Here is a 20,046-nt window from a genome sequence, read left to right as displayed (position 1 = left end):
CCGGAGTTTTCCTCGGCCGTGCGGCGGGCCGTCGGGCACGGGGTGCTCGTCGCGCTGACGACCCGCGTCCCGGCGGGTGCTGTCACCCCGATCTACGCGGGCGGCGGCGGGGCGGTCGACCTGATCGCGGCGGGCGCGGTGCCGATGGGCACTCTGCGGGCGGGGCAAGCGAGGATCGCCGTGCTGTCGGCGCTGATGTCCTCGCCGGACGGGGAGTCGAACACGGCCACCCTCAGCCGCCTCGCGGACCCGGGCGGAGTTGTCGCCGCTGCGTGACGGCCATCCGGCCCGGTTCCGGTGGGTTGTTGCGGCGGGAGGCTTTGCCGGTCACCGCTGGGAGGGGCCTGCAGGGTCGCGCTGTGTCGCGTCTTGCGGGCGGGATCGGCCCGCCGGCGACCGCCGTTCTAGACTGCGGTGTCCGGTTCCATCGCCCGCACCAGGAGTGCTGTCGTGCCCGATCTTGCCCGTACCGAGCGCAGCGCCGATGTGATCGTCGTGGGGGCCGGGCCCGCCGGGTCCACCACCGCGTACTACCTGGCGAAGGCCGGACTCGATGTCCTGTTGCTGGAGAAGACCGCGTTCCCGCGCGAGAAGGTGTGCGGCGACGGGCTCACGCCGCGGGCGACCAAGCAGCTGGTGTCGATGGGTATCGACATCTCGGAAGAGGCCGGCTGGCTGCGGAACAAGGGGCTGCGGATCATCGGCGGCGGGGTCCGACTGGAGCTCGACTGGCCGGAGTTGGCGTCGTACCCCGACTACGGGCTCGTCCGCAAGCGGGACGACTTCGACGAACAGCTCGCGCGGCAGGCGCAGAAGGCGGGCGCGCGGCTGCATGAGCGGTGCAACGTCGGCGCCCCCGTGCTCGACGACCGTACGGGGCGGATCATCGGGGTCGAGGCCAAGCTCGGCGAGGAGAAGACGCCCGTCACCTTCCACGCCCCGCTCGTCGTCGCCGCCGACGGCAACTCCACCCGGCTGTCCCTTGCGATGGGCCTGCACCGGCGCGAGGACCGCCCTATGGGCGTGGCCGTCCGCACGTACTTCACCTCGCCGCGGCACGACGACGACTACCTGGAGTCCTGGCTGGAGCTGTGGGACCGGCGCGGCGGCCAGGAGCGGCTGCTGCCCGGCTACGGGTGGATCTTCGGCATGGGCGACGGTACGTCCAACGTCGGGCTCGGGGTGCTCAACACCTCCGAGGCGTTCAAGGAGTTGGACTGGCGCGAGGTGCTCAAGGCCTGGTGCGCGTCCATGCCGGAGGACTGGGGCTACACCCCGGAGAACATGACGGGGCCGATCCGCGGCGCGGCGCTCCCGATGGCCTTCAACCGGCAGCCGCACTACACGCGCGGCCTGCTGCTGGTCGGCGACGCGGGCGGGCTGGTGAACCCCTTCAACGGCGAGGGCATCGCGTACGCGATGGAATCCGGCCAGATCGCCGCCGATGTCATCGTCCAGGCGCACGCCCGCCGGACCCCGGTGCAGCGCGAACTCGCCCTCCGCGCCTACCCGAAGATCCTCAAGGACACCTACGGCGGCTACTACACCCTCGGCCGGGGCTTCGTGAAGCTGATCGGCAACCCGAAGGTCATGAAGCTGGCGGCCCAGCGCGGCCTCACGCACCCGCTGCTGATGAAGTTCACCCTCAAGTTGCTGGCCAACCTCACCGACCCGACCGGCGGCGACGCGATGGACCGGGTCATCAACGGGCTCAGCAAGGTGGCGCCGCGCGCCTAGGGCCGGCCCGTACGGCCACGCCAACTGCCGGTACGGCCCCGGTACGGCCCCGGTACGGCCACGCCAACTGCCGGTACGGCCATGCCCAAGGGCCGTACCCTGCGGCCACGCACAAGGGCCGCCCCCTCCCGAGCGGTGGGAGAGGGCGGCCCTTGTCGTACGCCTCGCGCGGTGCGTTTACAGCACGCGGGTCGCGGAAGTCGGCGGGTAGTCGCTGAGCTTCTGCTTGACGACGCCCTTGCTGGGGTTGGCGGCGTCGATGTACATGCCGTCGCCGACGTAGACGGCGACGTGGTACGCGCTGCCGACCCCGCCCCAGAAGAGCAGGTCGCCCTTCTGGAGGTTGCCGAGGGAGACGGGGGTGCCGGTGGTCGACTGGTCCTGCGAGACGCGCGGGAGGTCGACGCCGACGGTCTTGAACGCGGCCTGCGTCAGACCGGAGCAGTCGTACGCGGACGGGCCGGTGGCGCCCATGACGTAGGCCTTGCCGAGCTGAGCCTCCAGGAAGGAGAGCACGGTGCCGACGCTGCCGGTCGCCGAAGAGGTGGCGGCGGCGGCGGTGTTGGTGAGCGTGGTGCGCTCGGCCTGGCGGGAGGCGCGCTCGCGGGCCTCGGCGGCGGCCTTCTCGGCGCGGGCCTCCTTGGCGCGGCGCTCGGCCTCGGCCTTGCGCTCGGCCTCCTGCTTGGCCTTCTTCGCCGCCGCGCGGGCGGTGTCGGCGGCGCGGTCCCGCTGCTTGTCGAGCTCGGCGCGGTACTCGTAGTCCTGGGCCGCGAGCTCGGTGGCGGCGGAGGACTTCGCGGCGGCGCCCGCGAGAGCGTCGGTCACCGTCGGCATTTCCAGGGTGGACCCGGTGACGGGGGTTTCGGCCGGTGCGGCGGAGGCTGAGCCGCCGGCCACGGCGAGGGTGCTGAGGACGCCACCGGCAACTCCGGCACGCAGCGCCAACCTGTTGGTGTTGCGGCGGGGCTTCCGGTGGCTTCGTATGTGAGCGGTATGGGACATGGCATCAGGGCTATCAAGGGGGCGCGGGTGTCTTCAAGAAACGTGTGGTGCGCCACAGTTGTCACGTACGCGGCGAGAATGCCTGGTTTTTGATCTTCGAGGGCGGAATCCGTGTCTGAACCATCGGGTCAGGCCGGGGCCATGATCACGGGTTTCTTTCAATTCGTCCGAATTGCACTCCGCCTACCACCACTTACGGTCGGTGGCCAAGGACGGTTTTTCCGGTCAGCCGGATAGCGTGGGATACCTCACGGTTTCATTACGGTCCGGAGTCGGCCGGTGGCGAGGCCGAAAAGCGTCGGTCGCCATGTGAACGCGTGCACGCGGTCCACCCCTCCGAGCGGTCCGGCTCGCACCCTGTGGACGCAGCCCGCTGGGAGCGTTTACCAGGCGTCGCCGACCAAAGCGAATTTGCTGATTCCGCTTGTCGTTTGCTAGGCAGGCCACCCTCTGACCTGCGGTAAGACCCTCGAATGTCACCTCTCGTGACTGCTCGGACGCTTCGCGTGCGAAGATCACCGCTCATCCGCCTTCATGATCGTTCGTCAGGTGGTGGAGATCACAAAGGTCTTCCCTGACCCCGTGTCGCAGATCACAGACCGGGAGGCATAGGATGCAGGCGACTCGGGCTTGTGAACTGCCTCACATATGCACGATCTTCGTGTCGGCAGGGTGCTCGTCCGGTCGCGGTCCGCAGTCAACGTCGACTGGAAGGAGCGAGGAGCGTGAACGCCTATGCGCCCATCCTCGTGCTAGGCGCCCTCGGGGCAGGCTTCGCGATCTTCTCCGTGGTCATGGCCACCCTCGTCGGCCCCAAGCGCTACAACCGGGCCAAGCTCGAGGCGTACGAGTGCGGCATCGAGCCGACCCCGCAGCCGGCCGGCGGCGGGCGCTTCCCGATCAAGTACTACCTGACGGCGATGCTCTTCATCGTCTTCGACATCGAGATCGTCTTCCTCTACCCCTGGGCCGTCACCTTCGACGCCCTGGGGTTGTTCGGGCTCGTCGAGATGCTCCTCTTCGTGCTCACCGTCTTCGTCGCCTACGCCTATGTCTGGCGTCGTGGCGGCCTGGAATGGGACTAGGGGGCCAGGAGCCAACATGGGTATCGAAGAGAAACTGCCGAGCGGTTTTCTGCTGACGACCGTGGAGCAGGCTGCGGGCTGGGTCCGCAAGTCCTCCGTCTTTCCGGCCACGTTCGGACTCGCCTGCTGCGCCATCGAGATGATGACCACCGGCGCCGGCCGCTACGACCTCGCGCGCTTCGGCATGGAGGTCTTCCGCGGCTCTCCGCGCCAGGCGGACCTGATGATCGTCGCGGGCCGGGTGAGCAACAAGATGGCTCCGGTGCTGCGGCAGGTCTACGACCAGATGCCGAACCCCAAGTGGGTCATCTCCATGGGCGTCTGCGCCTCCTCCGGCGGCATGTTCAACAACTACGCGATCGTGCAGGGCGTCGACCACGTCGTGCCCGTCGACATCTACCTGCCCGGCTGCCCGCCCCGCCCCGAGATGCTGCTGGACGCGATCCTCAAGCTCCACCAGAAGATCCAGGGCGAGAAGCTCGGGGTCAACCGCGAGCAGGCGGCCCGGGAGGCCGAGGAGGCGGCGCTCAGCGCCCTGCCCACCATCGAGATGAAGGGGCTGCTGCAGTGAGCGCGGACAACGGCTCGGGTGCCGCCAACGGCTCGGGCGCGGGCGGCACCAACCCCGACAAGGACCTCAACGTCCAGAACCTGCCGGGCCAGCGCGGCGACCACGGCGAGGTCATCGGCGTGCGCCGCGGCATGTTCGGCCCCAACAACGGCGGCGACACCTCCGGTTACGGCGGACTCGTCCGGTCTGTACGGCTCCCGGGCGCGTCCGCGCGGCCGTACGGCGGATACTTCGACGAAGTGGCCGACGAGCTGGAAGGCGCCCTGGACGAGCAGGGGCTCGTACCGGAGAACGCGATCGAGAAGGCCGTCGTGGACCGCGGCGAGTTCACCCTCCACATCGCCCGCGAGCACCTGCCGCAGGTCGCCAAGACCCTGCGCGACGACCCGGCGCTCCGCTTCGAACTGTGCACCGGCGTCAGCGGAGTCCACTACCCGGGCGACCAGGGCCGCGAGCTGCACGCCGTCTACCACCTGCGCTCGATCACCCACAACCGGCTGATCCGCCTGGAGGTCTCGGCGCCCGACGCCGACCCGCACATCCCGTCGATCGTCGAGGTCTACCCGACCAACGACTGGCACGAGCGCGAGACGTACGACTTCTTCGGCATCGTCTTCGACGGCCACCCGGCGCTCACGCGGATCATGATGCCGGACGACTGGCAGGGCTTCCCGCAGCGCAAGGACTACCCCCTCGGCGGCATCCCCGTCGAGTACAAGGGCGCCCAGATCCCGGCTCCGGACCAGCGGAGGTCGTACTCCTGATGTCCACTTCGGAAGCAACTCCCCGCGAGACCACGGAAGGCACGGTCTACACCGTCACCGGTGGCGACTGGGACGAGGTCGCGGCCGCCGCGGCCAAGGCCGACGACGAGCGGATCGTCGTCAACATGGGCCCGCAGCACCCGTCCACGCACGGCGTGCTCCGGCTGATCCTGGAGATCGACGGCGAGACCGTGACCGAGGCCCGCTGCGGCATCGGCTACCTCCACACCGGCATCGAGAAGAACCTCGAGTTCCGGACGTGGACCCAGGGCACCACGTTCGTGACGCGCATGGACTACCTCACCTCGTTCTACAACGAGACGGCGTACTGCCTGGCCGTGGAGAAGCTGCTCGGCATCGAGGACGACATCCCCGACCGGGCGACCCTCGTCCGCGTTCTGCTGATGGAGCTCAACCGGCTCTCCTCGCACCTGGTCTGCATCGCCACCGGCGGCATGGAGCTGGGCGCCACCACGGTCATGATCTACGGGTTCCGGGACCGCGAAATGATCCTGGACCTCTACGAGTTGATCACCGGCCTGCGGATGAACCACGCGTACATCCGGCCCGGCGGACTCGCCCAGGACCTGCCGCCCGGCGCGATCGACGCGGTGCGCGAGTTCATCAAGAAGATGCGGAAGAACCTGCCGGAGTACGACAAGCTCGCCACCGGCAACCCCATCTTCAAGGGCCGCATGCAGGACGTCGGCTACCTGGACCTCGCGGGCTGCATGGCCCTCGGCGCCACAGGACCGATTCTGCGCTCCACCGGGCTGCCGCACGACCTGCGCAGGACCCAGCCCTACTGCGGCTACGAGACCTTCGACTTCGAGGTGCCGACGGCCGACTCCTGCGACGCGTACGGCCGGTTCCTGATCCGGCTGGAGGAGATGCGGCAGTCGCTGCGGATCGTCGAGCAGTGCCTGGACCGGCTGGAGCCGGGGCCGGTGATGGTCGGCGACAAGAAGATCGCCTGGCCCGCCCAACTGGCGCTCGGACCCGACGGCCTTGGCAACTCGCTTGACCACATCAAGAAGATCATGGGCACCTCGATGGAGGCCCTGATCCACCACTTCAAGCTGGTCACCGAAGGCTTCCGGGTGCCGCCCGGCCAGGCCTACGCGGCCGTGGAGTCGCCCAAGGGCGAACTGGGCGTGCACGCCGTCAGCGACGGCGGCACCCGCCCCTTCCGGGTCCACTTCCGCGACCCGTCCTTCACCAACCTGCAGGCCATGGCGGCGATGTGCGAGGGCGGCCAGGTGGCCGACGTCATCGTCGCGGTGGCGTCCATCGACCCCGTGATGGGAGGCGTCGACCGGTGAGCGCCAATCAAGCCGACTCGGGTGTGCAGTTGGGGATGCCGCAGCTGCCCGCGCCCGACTTCCCGGCCGACGTACGGGCCCGGCTGGAGGCGGACGCCCGCGAAGTGATCGCCCGCTACCCCGACGGCCGCTCCGCGCTGCTGCCGCTGCTGCACCTGGTGCAGTCCGAGGAGGGGTACGTCTCGCGCACCGGCATCCGGTTCTGTGCCGAGCTGCTGGGCCTGACCACCGCCGAGGTCACCGCGGTCTCCACCTTCTACACGATGTACCGGCGCAAGCCCTCCGGGGACTACCAGGTGGGCGTCTGCACCAACACGCTGTGCGCGGTGATGGGCGGCGACGCCATCTTCGACGACCTCAAGGAGCACCTGGGCGTCGGCAACGGCGAGACCACCGAGGACGGCAAGGTCACGCTGGAGCACATCGAGTGCAACGCGGCCTGCGACTTCGCGCCCGTGGTGATGGTCAACTGGGAGTTCTTCGACAACCAGACGCCCGACTCCGCGCGGCGCCTGGTCGACGACCTGCGGGAGGGCCGGGAGGTCGAGCCGACCCGCGGCGCGCCCCTGTGCACGTACAAGGAGACGGCCCGGATCCTCGCCGGGTTCCCCGACGAGCGGCCCGGCGCGGTCGAGGCGACCGGCGGAGCAGGGCACGCCTCGCTGGCCGGACTCCGGCTGGCCAAGGGCGAGTCGGGGCCTGGGCGGGTGGTCTCCCCGCGGTCCTCCGCCTCCGATCCGCAGCACCCCGCCGGTCCGGTGACCGAGGAAGGGGAGGAGTGATGACCGTGTCCACTGAAGAGTTCGGGAGCCCGTCCCGGCCCGAGGCCGGGGGAGAGGCCAGCCCCGAGAAGCTGCTCGCCCCGGTGCTGTCCTCCTTCTGGGACCAGCCCGACCCCTGGACCCTGGAGACCTACCGGCGCCACGACGGCTACCTCGGCCTGCGCAAGGCCCTGGAGATGGCGCCCGACGACGTCATCGCCCTGGTCAAGGACTCCGGTCTGCGCGGCCGCGGCGGCGCCGGCTTCCCCACCGGCATGAAGTGGCAGTTCATTCCGCAGGGCGACGGCAAGCCGCACTACCTCGTCGTCAACGCCGACGAGTCCGAGCCCGGCACCTGCAAGGACATCCCCCTCCTCTTCGCCAACCCGCACGCCCTCATCGAGGGCATCGTGATCGCCTGCCACGCGATCCGCTCCCACCACGCGTTCATCTACCTGCGCGGCGAGACCGTGCCCGTGCTGCGCCGCCTCCACCACGCGGTCGCCGAGGCGTACGTCGCCGGATACCTCGGCGAGAACGTGCTGGGCAGCGGCTTCGACCTCGAACTCACCGTGCACGCGGGCGCGGGCGCGTACATCTGCGGTGAGGAGACCGCGCTGCTCGACTCGCTCGAAGGGCGGCGCGGCCAGCCCCGGCTGCGCCCCCCCTTCCCCGCGGTCGCCGGCCTGTACGCGTGCCCCACTGTGGTGAACAACGTGGAGTCCATCGCGTCGGTTCCCGCGATCCTGCACCGCGGCAAGGACTGGTTCCGCTCGATGGGCAGCGAGAAGTCCCCCGGCTTCACGCTCTACTCGCTCTCCGGCCACGTCGCCCGCCCCGGCCAGTACGAGGGCCCCCTCGGCATCACGCTGCGCCAGCTCCTCGACATGAGCGGCGGGATGCGCCCCGGCCACCGGCTCAAGTTCTGGACCCCCGGCGGCTCCTCGACCCCGATGCTCACCGACGAGCACCTGGACGTCCCGCTGGACTACGAGGGCGTGGGCGCGGCCGGCTCCATGCTCGGCACCAAGGCGCTCCAGTGCTTCGACGAGACCACCTGCGTCGTACGCGCCGTCACCCGCTGGACCGAGTTCTACGCGCACGAGTCCTGCGGCAAGTGCACCCCGTGCCGCGAAGGCACCTACTGGCTCGTGCAGTTGCTGCGCGACATCGAGGCCGGAAAGGGCCGCATGGAGGACCTCGACAAGCTGAACGACATCGCCGACAACATCAACGGCAAGTCCTTCTGCGCCCTGGGAGACGGTGCCGCCTCCCCGATCTTCTCCTCGCTCAAGTACTTCCGCGCGGAGTACGAGCAGCACGTCACCGGCCGGGGCTGCCCCTTCGACCCGGCCAAGTCCACCGCGTGGGCGGACGGAAAGAACCTGGAGGTGCACGCATGACCGTCACCACGTCAGCTCCCTCCGGAGGAGGGAGCGCGGCGGTGCCGCCCGAGGACCTGGTGTCCGTCACCATCGACGGCGTCCAGCTCTCGGTCCCCAAGGGCACGTTGGTGATCCGGGCCGCGGAACTGCTCGGGATCGAGATCCCGCGCTTCTGCGACCACCCCCTCCTGGACCCGGCCGGCGCCTGCCGCCAGTGCATCGTCGAGGTCGAGGGCCAGCGCAAGCCCATGGCGTCCTGCACCATCACCTGCACCGACGGGATGGTCGTCAGGACCCAGCTCACCTCGCCGGTGGCCGACAAGGCCCAACGCGGCGTGATGGAGCTGCTGCTGATCAACCATCCGCTCGACTGCCCGGTCTGCGACAAGGGCGGCGAGTGCCCGCTGCAGAACCAGGCCATGAGCGCCGGGCAGGCCGACACCCGCTTCGAAGGCAGGAAGCGGACCTACGAGAAGCCGATCCCGCTCTCCACCCAGGTGCTGCTGGACCGCGAGCGGTGCGTGCTGTGCGCCCGCTGCACCCGCTTCCAGCAGCAGATCGCGGGTGACCCGATGATCGAGCTGCTGGAGCGCGGCGCCCTGGAGCAGGTCGGCATCGGCGAGGGCGAGCCCTTCGAGTCGTACTTCTCCGGCAACACCATCCAGATCTGCCCGGTCGGCGCCCTCACCTCCAAGGCCTACCGGTTCCGCTCCCGCCCCTTCGACCTGGTCTCCTCGCCGAGCGTGTGCGAGCACTGCTCCAGCGGCTGCGCCACGCGCACCGACCACCGCCGCGGCAAGGTCATGCGGCGGCTCGCGGCCGACGACCCCGAGGTCAACGAGGAGTGGATCTGCGACAAGGGCCGCTTCGCGTTCCGCTACGCCGAGCGCCCCGACCGGCTCACCACCCCGCTCGTCCGCAACGACGAGGGGGAACTGGAGCCCGCCAGTTGGCCGGAGGCGCTGGAAGCGGCGGCCAAGGGGCTGGCCGCGGCCAAGGGCCGTACGGGCGTGCTCACCGGCGGGCGGCTGACCGTCGAGGACGCCTACGCCTACGCCAAGTTCGCCCGGGTTGCGCTCGACACCAACGACATCGACTTCCGGGCCCGGGTGCACAGCGCCGAGGAGGCCGACTTCCTGGCCGCCAGGATCGCCGGGCGCGGGCGAGACCTGGACGGGTCCGGGCTCACGTACACCGCCCTGGAGAAGGCGCCGGCGGTGCTGCTGGTCGGGTTCGAGGCCGAGGAGGAGGCCCCCGGGGTCTTCCTGCGGCTGCGCAAGGCCCACCGCAAGCACGGCCAGCGCACCTTCGCCGTCGCCACGCACGCGACGCGCGGCCTGGCGAAGGCGGGCGGCGCACTGCTGCCCGCCGCGCCCGGCACCGAGACCGAGTGGCTCGACGCCATCGCCGGGCACACGGGACTGGAGGGCGACGGCGAGGCCGCGGCCCAGGCGCTGCGCGCCGAGGGCGCGGTGATCGTCGTCGGCGAGCGCCTCGCGGGTGTGCCGGGCGCGCTGACCGCCGCCGTACGGGCCGCCACCGCGACCGGCGCCACGCTCGCGTGGATCCCGCGCCGGGCCGGCGAGCGCGGCGCGCTGGAGGCGGGCGCGCTGCCCGGGCTGCTCCCCGGCGGGCGGCCCGCGACCGATCCACGCGCGCGTGAGGAGACCGCCGCCGCCTGGGGCGTCTCCGGGCTGCCGCACCGGCACGGCCGGGACACCGGGCAGATCCTGGAGGCCGCCGCCACCGGCGAGTTGGCCGCCCTGCTCGTCGCGGGCGTGGAGGTCGCCGACCTGCCCGACCCGGACGGCGCGCTCCGGGCGCTGGACGAGGTCGGCTTCCTGGTGAGCCTGGAGCTGCGGCCCAGCGAGGTCACCGACCGGGCCGACGTGGTCCTCCCGGTCTCGGCCGTCGCCGAGAAGGAGGGCACCTTCCTCAACTGGGAAGGCCGGGCCCGCCCCTTCGAGGCCGCCGTCAAGCCCGACCAGATGGTCCGCCGCCAACTGCCCCAGGACGTACGGGTGGTCCACATGCTGGCCGACGCGCTCGACTGCGACCTGGACCTGCCCGACGTACGGTCCGTGCGGCAGGAGTTGGGGCGGCTGGGCACCTGGGACGGCCACCACGCCACCGGGCCCGCCGAGTCCCAGCAGCCGCTGCCGCGCCCCGAGGCGGGCGAGGCCGTACTCGCCGGCCACCGGCTCCTGCTGGACCGGGGCCGCCTCCAGGAGGGCGACGAGGCACTGGCCGGCACCCGGCACGCGGCCGTCGCGCGGCTCTCGGCCGCCACGGCCGCCGAGGCAGGGGTGGCCAACGGGGCGCTGCTGCGGGTCACCGGCCCGGCCGGGTCCGTCCAACTGCCCCTTCAGGTCACGGAGATGCCCGACCGGGTGGTCTGGCTGCCGCTCAACTCGACCGGTGGCGGCGCCCACCGGGACCTGGGCACGGTCCCGGGCCGGCTGGTGAAGATCGCCGTGGCTCCGGCCGACGCGGCCCCCGCGGAGGTGGAGGCATGATCCGGCAGATCCCCCAGCAACTCCCGCACCTGGCGGCCGAGGACCTGTCCATGTTCGGGCGGGACCCCTGGTGGCTCATCCTGATCAAGGCGGTCTTCTGCTTCGCCTTCCTCATGGTGACCGTGCTGTTCTCCATCGTGTGGGAGCGCAAGGTCGTCGCCTGGATGCAGCTGCGCATCGGCCCCAACCGGCACGGCCCCTGGGGCATGCTCCAGTCTCTCGCGGACGGCATCAAGCTGATGCTCAAGGAGGACCTGGTCGTCAAGCGGGCCGACAAGGTGGTCTACGTCCTGGCGCCGATCGTCGCCGCGATCCCCGCCTTCATGGCCATCGCGGTCATCCCGTTCGGCCCGGCGGGCAACGAGGTCTCGATCTTCGGCCAGCGCACCGCGATGCAACTCACCGACCTGCCGATCGCGATCCTCTACATCCTCGCGGTCGCCTCGGTCGGCTTCTACGGCATCGTGCTCGCCGGCTGGTCCTCCGGCTCGACCTACCCGCTGCTCGGCGGGTTGCGCTCGGCCGCGCAGCTCATCTCGTACGAGATCGCGATGGGCCTGGCGTTCGCGGCCGTGTTCCTCTACTCCGGCTCGATGTCGACCTCGGCGATCGTCGCGGCGCAGGAGGACCGCTGGTTCGCGGTGCTGCTGCCGGTGTCGTTCCTGATCTACATCGTGTCGATGGTGGGCGAGACGAACCGGCTGCCGTTCGACATGCCGGAGTCCGAGGGCGACCTGGTCGGCGGCTTCAACACCGAGTACTCCTCCATCAAGTTCGCGATGTTCATGCTGGCCGAGTACGTCAACATGGTCACCGTCTCCTCGGTCGCCATCACGCTCTTCCTCGGCGGCTGGAGGGCCCCGTACCCGATCAGCGCGTTCTGGGAGGGCGCGAACCACGGCTGGTGGCCGCTGCTCTGGTTCACGCTCAAGGTGCAGCTGCTGCTCTTCGTCTTCATCTGGATCCGCGGCTCGCTCCCGCGGGTGCGCTACGACCAGTTGATGAAGCTGGGCTGGAAGGTGCTCATCCCGGTCTCCGCGGTCTGGGTCATGCTCGTCGCGACCGTCCGGGCGCTGCGGAACGAGAACTACGACTTCCAGGACATCGTGCTCTACGTCGGCGGCGCCGTCGTCGCGCTGCTGCTGCTCTCCTTCGTCTACGACGTGTTCCGCGAGCGCGGCGGGAAGGCCGGCGAGGCCGCCGAGGCCGAGGGGCCGCCGCCCGTGTTCGACCCGATGGCGGGCGGGTTCCCCGTACCGCCGCTGCCCGGGCAGACGCTGCCGCCCGTGCCGCGCCGACGTCCGCGCCACGACGGCGAGTTGATTGTCAGTGGGCCCGCGCATACTGAGAGTGACGGAAAGGAGGCTGACGGTGTCTGACAGCGACAACCGGGGGGAGACCTCCCCGAGCTCCCGGCACAACCCCGTCGCCGGCTTCGGCGTGACCTTCAAGGCCATGTTCAAGCGGCGGCTGACGGAGCAGTACCCGGAGCAGAAGAAGCCCACCGCGCCGCGCTTCCACGGCCGGCACCAGCTCAACCGGCACCCGGACGGCCTGGAGAAGTGCATCGGCTGCGAGCTGTGCGCCTGGGCCTGCCCGGCCGACGCGATCTACGTGGAGGGCGCCGACAACACCGAGGAGGAGCGCTACTCCCCGGGCGAGCGGTACGGCCGCGTCTACCAGATCAACTACCTGCGCTGCATCCTGTGCGGCCTGTGCGTCGAGGCCTGCCCGACCCGGGCCCTGACGATGACCAACGAGTACGAACTGGCCGACCGGTCCCGCGCGTCGCTCATCTACACCAAGGAGGAGCTGCTCGCGGGCCTGGAGGAGACCATGGTCGACACTCCTCACGCGATCTACCCGGGCATGACCGAGAAGGACTACTACCGGGGCCTGGTGACGGAGGCCGCGCCCGGCACCGAGCGCCAAGTGGCCACCTCCAAGGACGAGAAGAGCGAGAAGCCCGAAGACCAGGGGGTGGACGCGTGAACGCCGCGGCCGCCTACACCACTTCCACCGGCGAGGCCTTCCAGTTCTGGGTCCTCGCCGTGGTCGCCGTCGTCGGCGCGCTGTGCACGGTCCTGATGAAGAAGGCCGTGCACAGTGCCCTGTGCCTGGCCGGGACCATGATCGTCCTGGCCGTCTTCTACCTTGCCAACGGCGCGTACTTCCTCGGCATCGTGCAGATCGTCGTCTACACGGGCGCGGTCATGATGCTGTTCCTCTTCGTCGTCATGCTGGTCGGCGTCACCGCCGCCGACTCCCTCAAGGAGACGCTGAAGGGCCAGCGCTGGCTGGCCGCGGCCTGCGGTCTCGGCTTCGGCGTCCTGCTCCTGGCCGGGATCGGCAACGCCTCGCTCACCTCCTTCGAGGGGCTGGGCAAGGCCAACGCCGGCGGCAACGTCGAGGGCCTGGCCGCGCTGATCTTCACCAAGTACGTGTTCGCCTTCGAGATCACCGGCGCGCTGCTCATCACCGCGGCCATCGGCGCGATGGTGCTCACCCACCGCGAGCGCACCGAGCGCGCCGCGACACAGCGGGAGCAGGCCGAGGCCCGCGTCCGCACCGGCAAGCAGGTCCCGCCGCTGCCCGCGCCCGGTGTCTACGCCCGGCACAACGCCGTGGACATCCCGGGCCTGCTGCCCGACGGCACGACGTCCGAGCTGACCGTGAGCGAGACGCTGCGCGCCCGGGGCCAGATCCGGGACGTGTCGGGGGAGGCGCTGGCCGACCTCGCGGCGCTGGAGCAGCGCGCCGAGGCGCGGCTCGGCCGGATCGAGCGAGCCGAGGAGGCAGGCAAGTGAACCCGGTCAACTACCTCTATCTGTCCGCCCTGTTGTTCAGTATCGGCGCGGCCGGGGTGCTCATCCGGCGCAACGCGATCGTCGTGTTCATGTGCGTCGAGCTGATGCTGAACGCCTGCAACCTGGCCTTCGTCACCTTCTCCCGGCTGCACGGCAACCTCGACGGCCAGATCATCGCGTTCTTCACGATGGTGGTCGCCGCGGCCGAGGTCGTGGTCGGCCTGGCGATCATCGTGACGATCTTCCGTTCCCGCCACTCGGCCTCGGTCGACGACGCCAGCCTGATGAAGCTGTAAGGGGCCGCAACAGTGGAGAACCTCATCGGATTGCTCATCGCGGCCCCGCTTCTCGGCGCGGCCGTCCTGCTGTGCGGCGGGCGGCGGCTCGACCGCGTGGGCCACTGGATCGGCTGCGTGCTCGCCGGGGCGTCGTTCGTGATCGGCGTGGTGCTCTTCGCCCACATGCTGGCGCTCGGCGGCGAGGAACGGACGCTGCGCGAGCACCTGTTCAGCTGGGTCCCGGTCGGCGGCTTCCAGGCGGACGTGGCCTTCCAGCTGGACCAGCTGTCGATGACCTTCGTGCTGCTGATCACCGGCGTGGGCACGCTGATCCACGTCTACTCGACCGGCTACATGGAGCACGACGAGCGCCGCCGGCGCTTCTTCGGCTACCTCAACCTCTTCCTCGCGGCGATGCTGCTGCTGGTCCTGGCGGACAACTACCTGCTGCTGTACGTGGGCTGGGAGGGCGTCGGTCTCGCCTCGTACCTGCTCATCGGGTTCTGGCAGCACAAGCCGAGCGCGGCGACGGCGGCCAAGAAGGCCTTCATCGTCAACCGGGTCGGCGACATGGGCCTGTCCATCGCCATCATGCTCATGTTCACCACCTTCGGGACCTTCGCCTTCGGCCCGGTGCTGGCCTCGACGGACCGGGCGAGCGAGGGCGTGCTGACCGCGATCGGGCTGACCCTGCTGCTCGGCGCCTGCGGAAAGTCGGCCCAGGTCCCGCTCCAGTCCTGGCTCGGTGACGCGATGGAGGGCCCGACCCCGGTCTCCGCGCTGATCCACGCCGCGACCATGGTGACCGCGGGCGTCTACCTGATCACCCGCTCCGGGGCCATCTTCAACGCCTCCCCGGACGCCCAGCTGGTCGTGGTGGTGGTCGGCGCGGTCACGCTGCTGTTCGGTGCGATCGTCGGTTGCGCGAAGGACGACATCAAGAAGGCCCTGGCAGGCTCGACGATGTCCCAGATCGGCTACATGATCCTGGCCGCGGGCCTCGGCCCGATCGGCTACGCCTTCGCGATCATGCACCTGGTCACCCATGGCTTCTTCAAGGCCGGGCTGTTCCTCGGCGCCGGTTCGGTGATGCACGGCATGAACGACGAGGTCGACATGCGCAAGTACGGCGGCCTGCGCACGTACATGCCGATCACCTTCGTCACCTTCGGGCTCGGCTATCTCGCGATCATCGGCTTCCCCGGCCTCTCCGGCTTCTTCTCCAAGGACAAGATCATCGAGGCGGCCTTCGCCAAGGGTGGCACCGAGGGCTGGATCCTCGGCGGGGTCGCCCTGCTGGGCGCGGCCATCACCGCGTACTACATGACGCGGGTGATGATCATGACCTTCTTCGGTGAGAAGCGCTGGCAGCCCGACGCTGAGGGCAACGAGCCGCACCCGCACGAGTCACCGAAGTCCATGACGATCCCGATGATCGTCCTCGCCTTCGGATCGGTGTTCGCGGGCGGGCTGTTCAGCCTCAACGAGGCGTTCGTGAAGTGGCTGGAGCCCGTCACCTCCTTCGAGCACGGGCACTCGCCGCTCAGCGCGGGCGCCGTCACGGGCGCGACCGTGGCCGTCATGGTCATCGGCGTCGCGCTGGCCTGGGCGCAGTACGGGCGCAGGCCCGTGCCCGTGGCCGCCCCGCGCGGCTCGCTCCTCACCCGGGCCGCCCGGCGCGACCTGCTCCAGGACGACTTCAACCACGTGGTGCTGGTCCGCGGCGGCGAACACCTCACGCGCAGCCTGGTCTACCTCGACCACACGGTCGTGGACGGGGTGGTCAACGGAACGGCCGCCTCGGTCGGCGGCCTGTCGGGCCGGCTGCGCAAGGTGCAGAACGGCTATGCCCGCTCCTACGCGGTCTCGATGTTCGGCGGTGCGGCGGTCCTGATCGCCGCGACCCTGCTGATGAGGGCGGTCTGATCGCATGTCGCAAGTAGTCAACGCAGGCTTCCCCCTGCTGACGGCCACGGCCGCGGTGCCCGCGCTCGGCGCGGTCGCCACCGCGGCTGTGCCAGCCGCGCGGCGCACCGCCGCCAAGTGGCTGGCGTTGGCCTTCTCCCTCGCCACGCTCGCCCTGGCGCTGGTCGTGCTCGTACGGTTCGAGCCGGGCGGCGAGCAGTACCAGATGGCCGAATCCCACGCCTGGATCGCGGACTTCGGGGTCCGCTACGAGCTGGGCGTGGACGGCATCGCGGTCGCGCTGATCGCGCTCACCGCCCTCCTGATCCCCTTTATCATCCTGGCGGGCTGGCACGACGCTGATCCCCTGGCCGGGTCCGACAGCGGCTCCGACGCGGGCAGGTCGTACAGCTGGCGCCCCACTCAGGGCTTCTTCGCGCTGATCCTGATGGTCGAGGCGATGGTGGTGATCTCCTTCGAGGCCACCGACGTCTTCCTCTTCTACGTCTTCTTCGAAGCCATGCTGATCCCGATGTACTTCCTCATCGGCGGCTTCGGGGACCGGGCCGCCCCCGCTCAGTTCGCCGCCGGCACGGCGGGGGGCGGCGACGAGGCAGCGGCCACCCAACGCTCCTACGCCGCCGTGAAGTTCCTGCTCTACAACCTCGCCGGCGGCCTGATCATGCTGGCGGCCGTCATCGGGCTGTACGCGGTGACCGCCGACGACCTCGGGCAGGGCACGTTCTCGCTCCAGCAGATCGTGCAGGCGCGGGCGAGCGGCGACCTGGACCTGGCCACGGGCACCGAACGGCTGCTGTTCCTCGGCTTCTTCTTCGCCTTCGCCGTCAAGGCCCCGCTGTGGCCGCTGCACACCTGGCTGCCGAACGCGATGGGCGAGTCGACGGCCCCGGTGGCGGTGCTCATCACGGCGGTCGTCGACAAGGTCGGCACCTTCGCGATGCTCCGCTTCTGCCTTCAGCTCTTCCCGGAGGCCTCGAAGTGGGCCACGCCCGCGATCCTGGTGCTGTCGCTGATCAGCATCGTCTACGGAGCCCTGCTGGCGGTCGGGCAGCGGGACATCAAGCGGCTGGTCGCCTACGCCTCGATCTCCCACTTCGGCTTCATCATCCTGGGCATCTTCGCGATGACCACCCAGGGCCAGGGCGGCGCGACGCTCTACATGGTCAACCATGGGATCTCGACGGCGGCGCTGATGCTGGTCGCCGGCTTCCTGATCTCCCGCCGCGGCTCGCGCCTGATCGCCGACTACGGCGGGGTGCAGAAGGTGGCGCCGGTCCTGGCGGGCACGTTCCTGATCGGCGGGCTGGCCACGCTCTCGCTGCCGGGTCTCGCGCCCTTCGTGAGCGAATTCCTGGTCCTGGTGGGCACATTCAGCCGCTACCCGGTCATCGGAATCATCGCGACGTTCGGCATCGTGCTGGCCGCGCTGTATGTGCTGGTGCTCTACCAGCGGACCATGACCGGCCCGGTGAAGGACGAGGTGCGGCACATGCCCGACCTCAGGATCCGCGAACTGGTGGTCGTGGCCCCGCTGATCGCGCTGCTGCTCTTCCTGGGCGTCTACCCGAAGCCGCTCACGGACATCGTGAACCCGGCCGTCGACCACACGCTGTCCGTCGTGGACCGGCATGACCCCAAGTCCGATGTCGAACCGGTACGAGAGACGGAGGCCGCGAAGTGAGCAGTGCGGCGACTGTCCACAGCCTGTGGACAACGGCGGCCGAGATTCCCGACAAGATCCCGGCCCCGCACATCGAGTACGGCCAACTGGCCCCGACGCTGATCGTGTTCGGCGCCGCGCTGGTCGGCATCCTGCTGGAGGCCTTCCTCCCGCGCCGGGCCCGCTACCACGCGCAGCTGCTGCTCTCCCTGGTCGGCCTGGCCGCGGCCTTCGCAGCCGTGATCGGCCTGGCTGCCGGCGGCTACGCGACCGACAAGGCGCGGATCGCGGCCATGGGCGCGGTCGCCGTCGACGGCCCGGCGCTGTTCCTCCAGGGCGCGATCCTGCTGGTCTCCCTGGTCGCCGTCTTCACCTTCGCCGAGCGGCGGCTCGACCCCCGGGCGCACGGCAAGCGGGTCGACTCCTTCGCCGCGCAGGCCGGGGCCGTGCCCGGCGGCGCGGCCGAACAGGCCGCGGTCAAAGCCGGGTTCACCACCACCGAGGTGTTCCCGATCCTGCTGTTCGCGGTCGGCGGCATGCTGGTCTTCCCCGCCGCCAACGACCTGCTGACCCTGTTCGTGGCACTGGAGGTCTTCTCCCTCCCGCTGTACGTGCTGTGCGCGCTGGCCCGCCGGCAGCGGCTGCTGTCGCAGGAGTCCGCGGTCAAGTACTTCCTGCTGGGCGCCTTCTCCTCGGCCTTCCTGCTGTTCGGCGTTGCGCTGCTGTACGGGTACGCGGGCACCGTCACGTACTCCGGTATCGCCGAGGTCGTGGACGGCACTGTGCGGAACGTGACCCCGGCGCTGGCCGGGACCATGGGCAACGACGCGCTGCTGCTGATCGGCTCGGCGATGGTGCTGGTGGGGCTGCTGTTCAAGGTGGGCGCCGTGCCGTTCCACATGTGGACCCCGGACGTCTACCAGGGCGCGCCGACCCCGGTCACCGGCTTCATGGCGGCCGCCACCAAGGTCGCCGCCTTCGGCGCGCTGCTGCGGCTGCTGTACGTGGTCCTGCCGGGGATGCGCTGGGACTGGCGGCCGGTCATGTGGGGCGTCGCGATCGTCACCATGCTGGCCGGTGCGATCGTGGCCGTCACCCAGACCGATGTGAAGCGGATGCTGGCGTACTCCTCCATCGCCCACGCGGGCTTCATCCTCGCGGGCGTCCTGGCCGCCACCCCGGACGGGGTCTCCTCGGTGCTCTTCTACCTCGCCGCGTACTCATTCGTCACCCTCGGCGCCTTCGCCGTGGTGACGCTGGTACGCGACGCGGGCGGGGAGGCCACGCACCTGTCCAAGTGGGCCGGGCTCGGCCGCCGTTCGCCGCTGACCGCGGCGGTCTTCGCGGTCTTCCTGCTGGCCTTCGCGGGCATCCCGCTGACCTCGGGCTTCTCCGGCAAGTTCGCCGTCTTCCAGGCGGCGGCCGGGGGCGGCGCGGGCGAGCTGGTCGTGGTCGGTGTGATCGCCTCGGCGATCGCGGCGTTCTTCTACATCCGGGTGATCGTCCTGATGTTCTTCAGCGAGCCCCGTCCGGAGGGCCCGACGGTGGCCGTCCCGAGCCCGCTGACGATGACAGCCATCGCCCTCGGCGTCGCCGTGACGGTGGCGCTGGGCGTGGCCCCCCAGTACTTCCTGGACCTGGCGGGCCAGGCGGGGGTGTTCGTGCGGTGACCTGTGGACGCCAGCCGGCGTCCGCCGACGGTGCCCCGGAGCCAGCAGGCTCCGGGGCACCGTCGTTATAGCGCTTCTGCGCTGTCGTGTCGGCGATGGAGGGGACATCGGCAGGGTGGGTACGCGCTGGTCTCCGGCAGCCCTGCCTGCTTCTCCCCCAGGACCTGTACCTCGCCGAGCCACTTCGTGATGACGCCCTCACGGCTCGCCCTGTAGACGCGTAGGGTCATGCGCGGCCGGGCGGCCGATACCTCGCCAGCAACCTCTGGCGGATTGCCGGTCATTCGGCTTTCACATCGTGCCAGCGCTTCAGCACGTCCTGTACCGCAGGGCTGACGAGGCGCTGCCCGCTGGTGTCGGCCCACAGGTGCTCGTCGTGTTCGGTCAGTGCGACCGGACCGCCACCTGTGGTGACGCCAAAGTTGAACTGCCGAGTCCGCTTGCCGCTCTTGGACAGGTAGTCGAAGTGGCCGAGGTATTCGACGATCGAGGCGATGACCAGGCCGGTCTCCTCCTCGACCTCTCGGTGCAAGGCGTGGACGAGGTCCTCGCCTTCGTCCAC

Annotated in this window: 17 protein-coding genes and 1 pseudogene; 16 read left to right on the top strand and 2 right to left on the bottom strand. The window is 70.2% G+C overall.

The features are described 5' to 3' along the window. A pseudogene (locus AOK16_RS08235) lies at positions 1-276 on the top strand (asparaginase); the annotation flags it as partial. 174 nt (positions 277-450) lie between these two features. After that, a complete protein-coding gene (locus AOK16_RS08230; RefSeq protein ID WP_055471580.1) occupies positions 451-1,737 on the top strand; it encodes a geranylgeranyl reductase family protein in 1,287 nt (428 codons plus the stop codon). Between the two features lie 177 nt (positions 1,738-1,914). Here AOK16_RS08230 and AOK16_RS08225 read toward each other — a convergent pair whose 3' ends face one another. After that, entirely contained in the window at positions 1,915-2,739 is an 825-nt protein-coding gene (locus tag AOK16_RS08225; protein WP_055471579.1) for a C40 family peptidase, read from the bottom strand. Between the two features lie 725 nt (positions 2,740-3,464). On the opposite strand from AOK16_RS08225, the gene AOK16_RS08220 reads away from it, so the two are divergent. The 14 genes from AOK16_RS08220 to nuoN are packed head-to-tail and all read left to right on the top strand — an operon-like array spanning position 3,465 to position 19,484. Then, positions 3,465-3,824 (top strand): NADH-quinone oxidoreductase subunit A, encoded by a 360-nt coding sequence (locus tag AOK16_RS08220; RefSeq protein WP_055471578.1) that lies wholly within the window; start codon positions 3,465-3,467, stop codon positions 3,822-3,824. A gap of 16 nt (positions 3,825-3,840) precedes the next feature. Beyond that, positions 3,841-4,395 (top strand): NuoB/complex I 20 kDa subunit family protein, encoded by a 555-nt coding sequence (locus AOK16_RS08215; protein ID WP_055471577.1) that lies wholly within the window; start codon positions 3,841-3,843, stop codon positions 4,393-4,395. Then, the gene (locus AOK16_RS08210; RefSeq protein ID WP_055471576.1) at positions 4,392-5,159 is read left to right on the top strand and encodes an NADH-quinone oxidoreductase subunit C; all 768 of its coding nucleotides are present in this window, start codon (positions 4,392-4,394) and stop codon (positions 5,157-5,159) included. The genes AOK16_RS08215 and AOK16_RS08210 overlap by 4 nt, the downstream gene beginning before the upstream one ends. After that, positions 5,159-6,481, top strand: a complete 1,323-nt coding sequence (locus AOK16_RS08205) for an NADH-quinone oxidoreductase subunit D (protein WP_055471575.1) — start codon at positions 5,159-5,161, stop codon at positions 6,479-6,481. Before AOK16_RS08210 ends, AOK16_RS08205 begins: the two co-directional genes overlap by 1 nt. A 35-nt stretch (positions 6,482-6,516) precedes the next feature. Further along, positions 6,517-7,263, top strand: a complete 747-nt coding sequence (nuoE, locus tag AOK16_RS08200) for an NADH-quinone oxidoreductase subunit NuoE (RefSeq protein WP_055471574.1) — start codon at positions 6,517-6,519, stop codon at positions 7,261-7,263. Further along, positions 7,263-8,645, top strand: coding sequence for an NADH-quinone oxidoreductase subunit NuoF (gene nuoF / locus AOK16_RS08195; RefSeq protein ID WP_055471573.1), 1,383 nt, complete (start codon positions 7,263-7,265; stop codon positions 8,643-8,645). Before nuoE ends, nuoF begins: the two co-directional genes overlap by 1 nt. Continuing rightward, positions 8,642-11,143: an NADH-quinone oxidoreductase subunit G gene (locus AOK16_RS08190; RefSeq protein WP_055471572.1), complete on the top strand. Its 2,502-nt coding sequence runs from the start codon at positions 8,642-8,644 to the stop codon at positions 11,141-11,143. Before nuoF ends, AOK16_RS08190 begins: the two co-directional genes overlap by 4 nt. Further along, positions 11,140-12,522, top strand: a complete 1,383-nt coding sequence (gene nuoH, locus AOK16_RS08185) for an NADH-quinone oxidoreductase subunit NuoH (RefSeq protein WP_055471571.1) — start codon at positions 11,140-11,142, stop codon at positions 12,520-12,522. The genes AOK16_RS08190 and nuoH overlap by 4 nt, the downstream gene beginning before the upstream one ends. After that, positions 12,515-13,135, top strand: coding sequence for an NADH-quinone oxidoreductase subunit NuoI (nuoI, locus tag AOK16_RS08180; RefSeq protein WP_055471570.1), 621 nt, complete (start codon positions 12,515-12,517; stop codon positions 13,133-13,135). Before nuoH ends, nuoI begins: the two co-directional genes overlap by 8 nt. Then, a complete protein-coding gene (locus AOK16_RS08175) occupies positions 13,132-13,950 on the top strand; it encodes an NADH-quinone oxidoreductase subunit J (RefSeq protein WP_055471569.1) in 819 nt (272 codons plus the stop codon). The genes nuoI and AOK16_RS08175 overlap by 4 nt, the downstream gene beginning before the upstream one ends. Then, positions 13,947-14,246 (top strand): NADH-quinone oxidoreductase subunit NuoK, encoded by a 300-nt coding sequence (gene nuoK, locus AOK16_RS08170; protein WP_055471568.1) that lies wholly within the window; start codon positions 13,947-13,949, stop codon positions 14,244-14,246. Before AOK16_RS08175 ends, nuoK begins: the two co-directional genes overlap by 4 nt. A gap of 12 nt (positions 14,247-14,258) precedes the next feature. Further along, a complete protein-coding gene (gene nuoL / locus AOK16_RS08165; RefSeq protein ID WP_055471567.1) occupies positions 14,259-16,154 on the top strand; it encodes an NADH-quinone oxidoreductase subunit L in 1,896 nt (631 codons plus the stop codon). A gap of 4 nt (positions 16,155-16,158) precedes the next feature. Further along, positions 16,159-17,835, top strand: coding sequence for an NADH-quinone oxidoreductase subunit M (locus tag AOK16_RS08160; protein WP_055471566.1), 1,677 nt, complete (start codon positions 16,159-16,161; stop codon positions 17,833-17,835). Further along, the gene (gene nuoN, locus AOK16_RS08155; RefSeq protein ID WP_055471565.1) at positions 17,832-19,484 is read left to right on the top strand and encodes an NADH-quinone oxidoreductase subunit NuoN; all 1,653 of its coding nucleotides are present in this window, start codon (positions 17,832-17,834) and stop codon (positions 19,482-19,484) included. The genes AOK16_RS08160 and nuoN overlap by 4 nt, the downstream gene beginning before the upstream one ends. Before the next feature lie 280 nt (positions 19,485-19,764). Here the strand turns inward: nuoN and AOK16_RS08150 are convergent. Further along, on the bottom strand, positions 19,765-20,046 hold a 282-nt coding region (locus tag AOK16_RS08150), incomplete at its 5' end, for an NUDIX hydrolase (RefSeq protein WP_157859145.1).

The organism is Streptomyces pathocidini (assembly GCF_001418495.1).
Taxonomy (GTDB): Bacteria; Actinomycetota; Actinomycetes; order Streptomycetales; family Streptomycetaceae; genus Streptomyces; species Streptomyces pathocidini.
Note: the sequence above shows the minus strand (reverse complement) of the source record. Positions and strands in the feature narration are given on the sequence as shown.

Coding starts and splice junctions, on each gene's coding strand:
- AOK16_RS08225 (WP_055471579.1), bottom strand. CDS start 2,739: ATGTCCCATACCGCTCACATACGAAGCCACCGGAAGCCCCGCCGCAAC.
- AOK16_RS08215 (WP_055471577.1), top strand. CDS start 3,841: ATGGGTATCGAAGAGAAACTGCCGAGCGGTTTTCTGCTGACGACCGTG.
- AOK16_RS08205 (WP_055471575.1), top strand. CDS start 5,159: ATGTCCACTTCGGAAGCAACTCCCCGCGAGACCACGGAAGGCACGGTC.
- nuoE (WP_055471574.1), top strand. CDS start 6,517: ATGCCGCAGCTGCCCGCGCCCGACTTCCCGGCCGACGTACGGGCCCGG.
- nuoF (WP_055471573.1), top strand. CDS start 7,263: ATGACCGTGTCCACTGAAGAGTTCGGGAGCCCGTCCCGGCCCGAGGCC.
- AOK16_RS08190 (WP_055471572.1), top strand. CDS start 8,642: ATGACCGTCACCACGTCAGCTCCCTCCGGAGGAGGGAGCGCGGCGGTG.
- nuoH (WP_055471571.1), top strand. CDS start 11,140: ATGATCCGGCAGATCCCCCAGCAACTCCCGCACCTGGCGGCCGAGGAC.
- AOK16_RS08160 (WP_055471566.1), top strand. CDS start 16,159: ATGTCGCAAGTAGTCAACGCAGGCTTCCCCCTGCTGACGGCCACGGCC.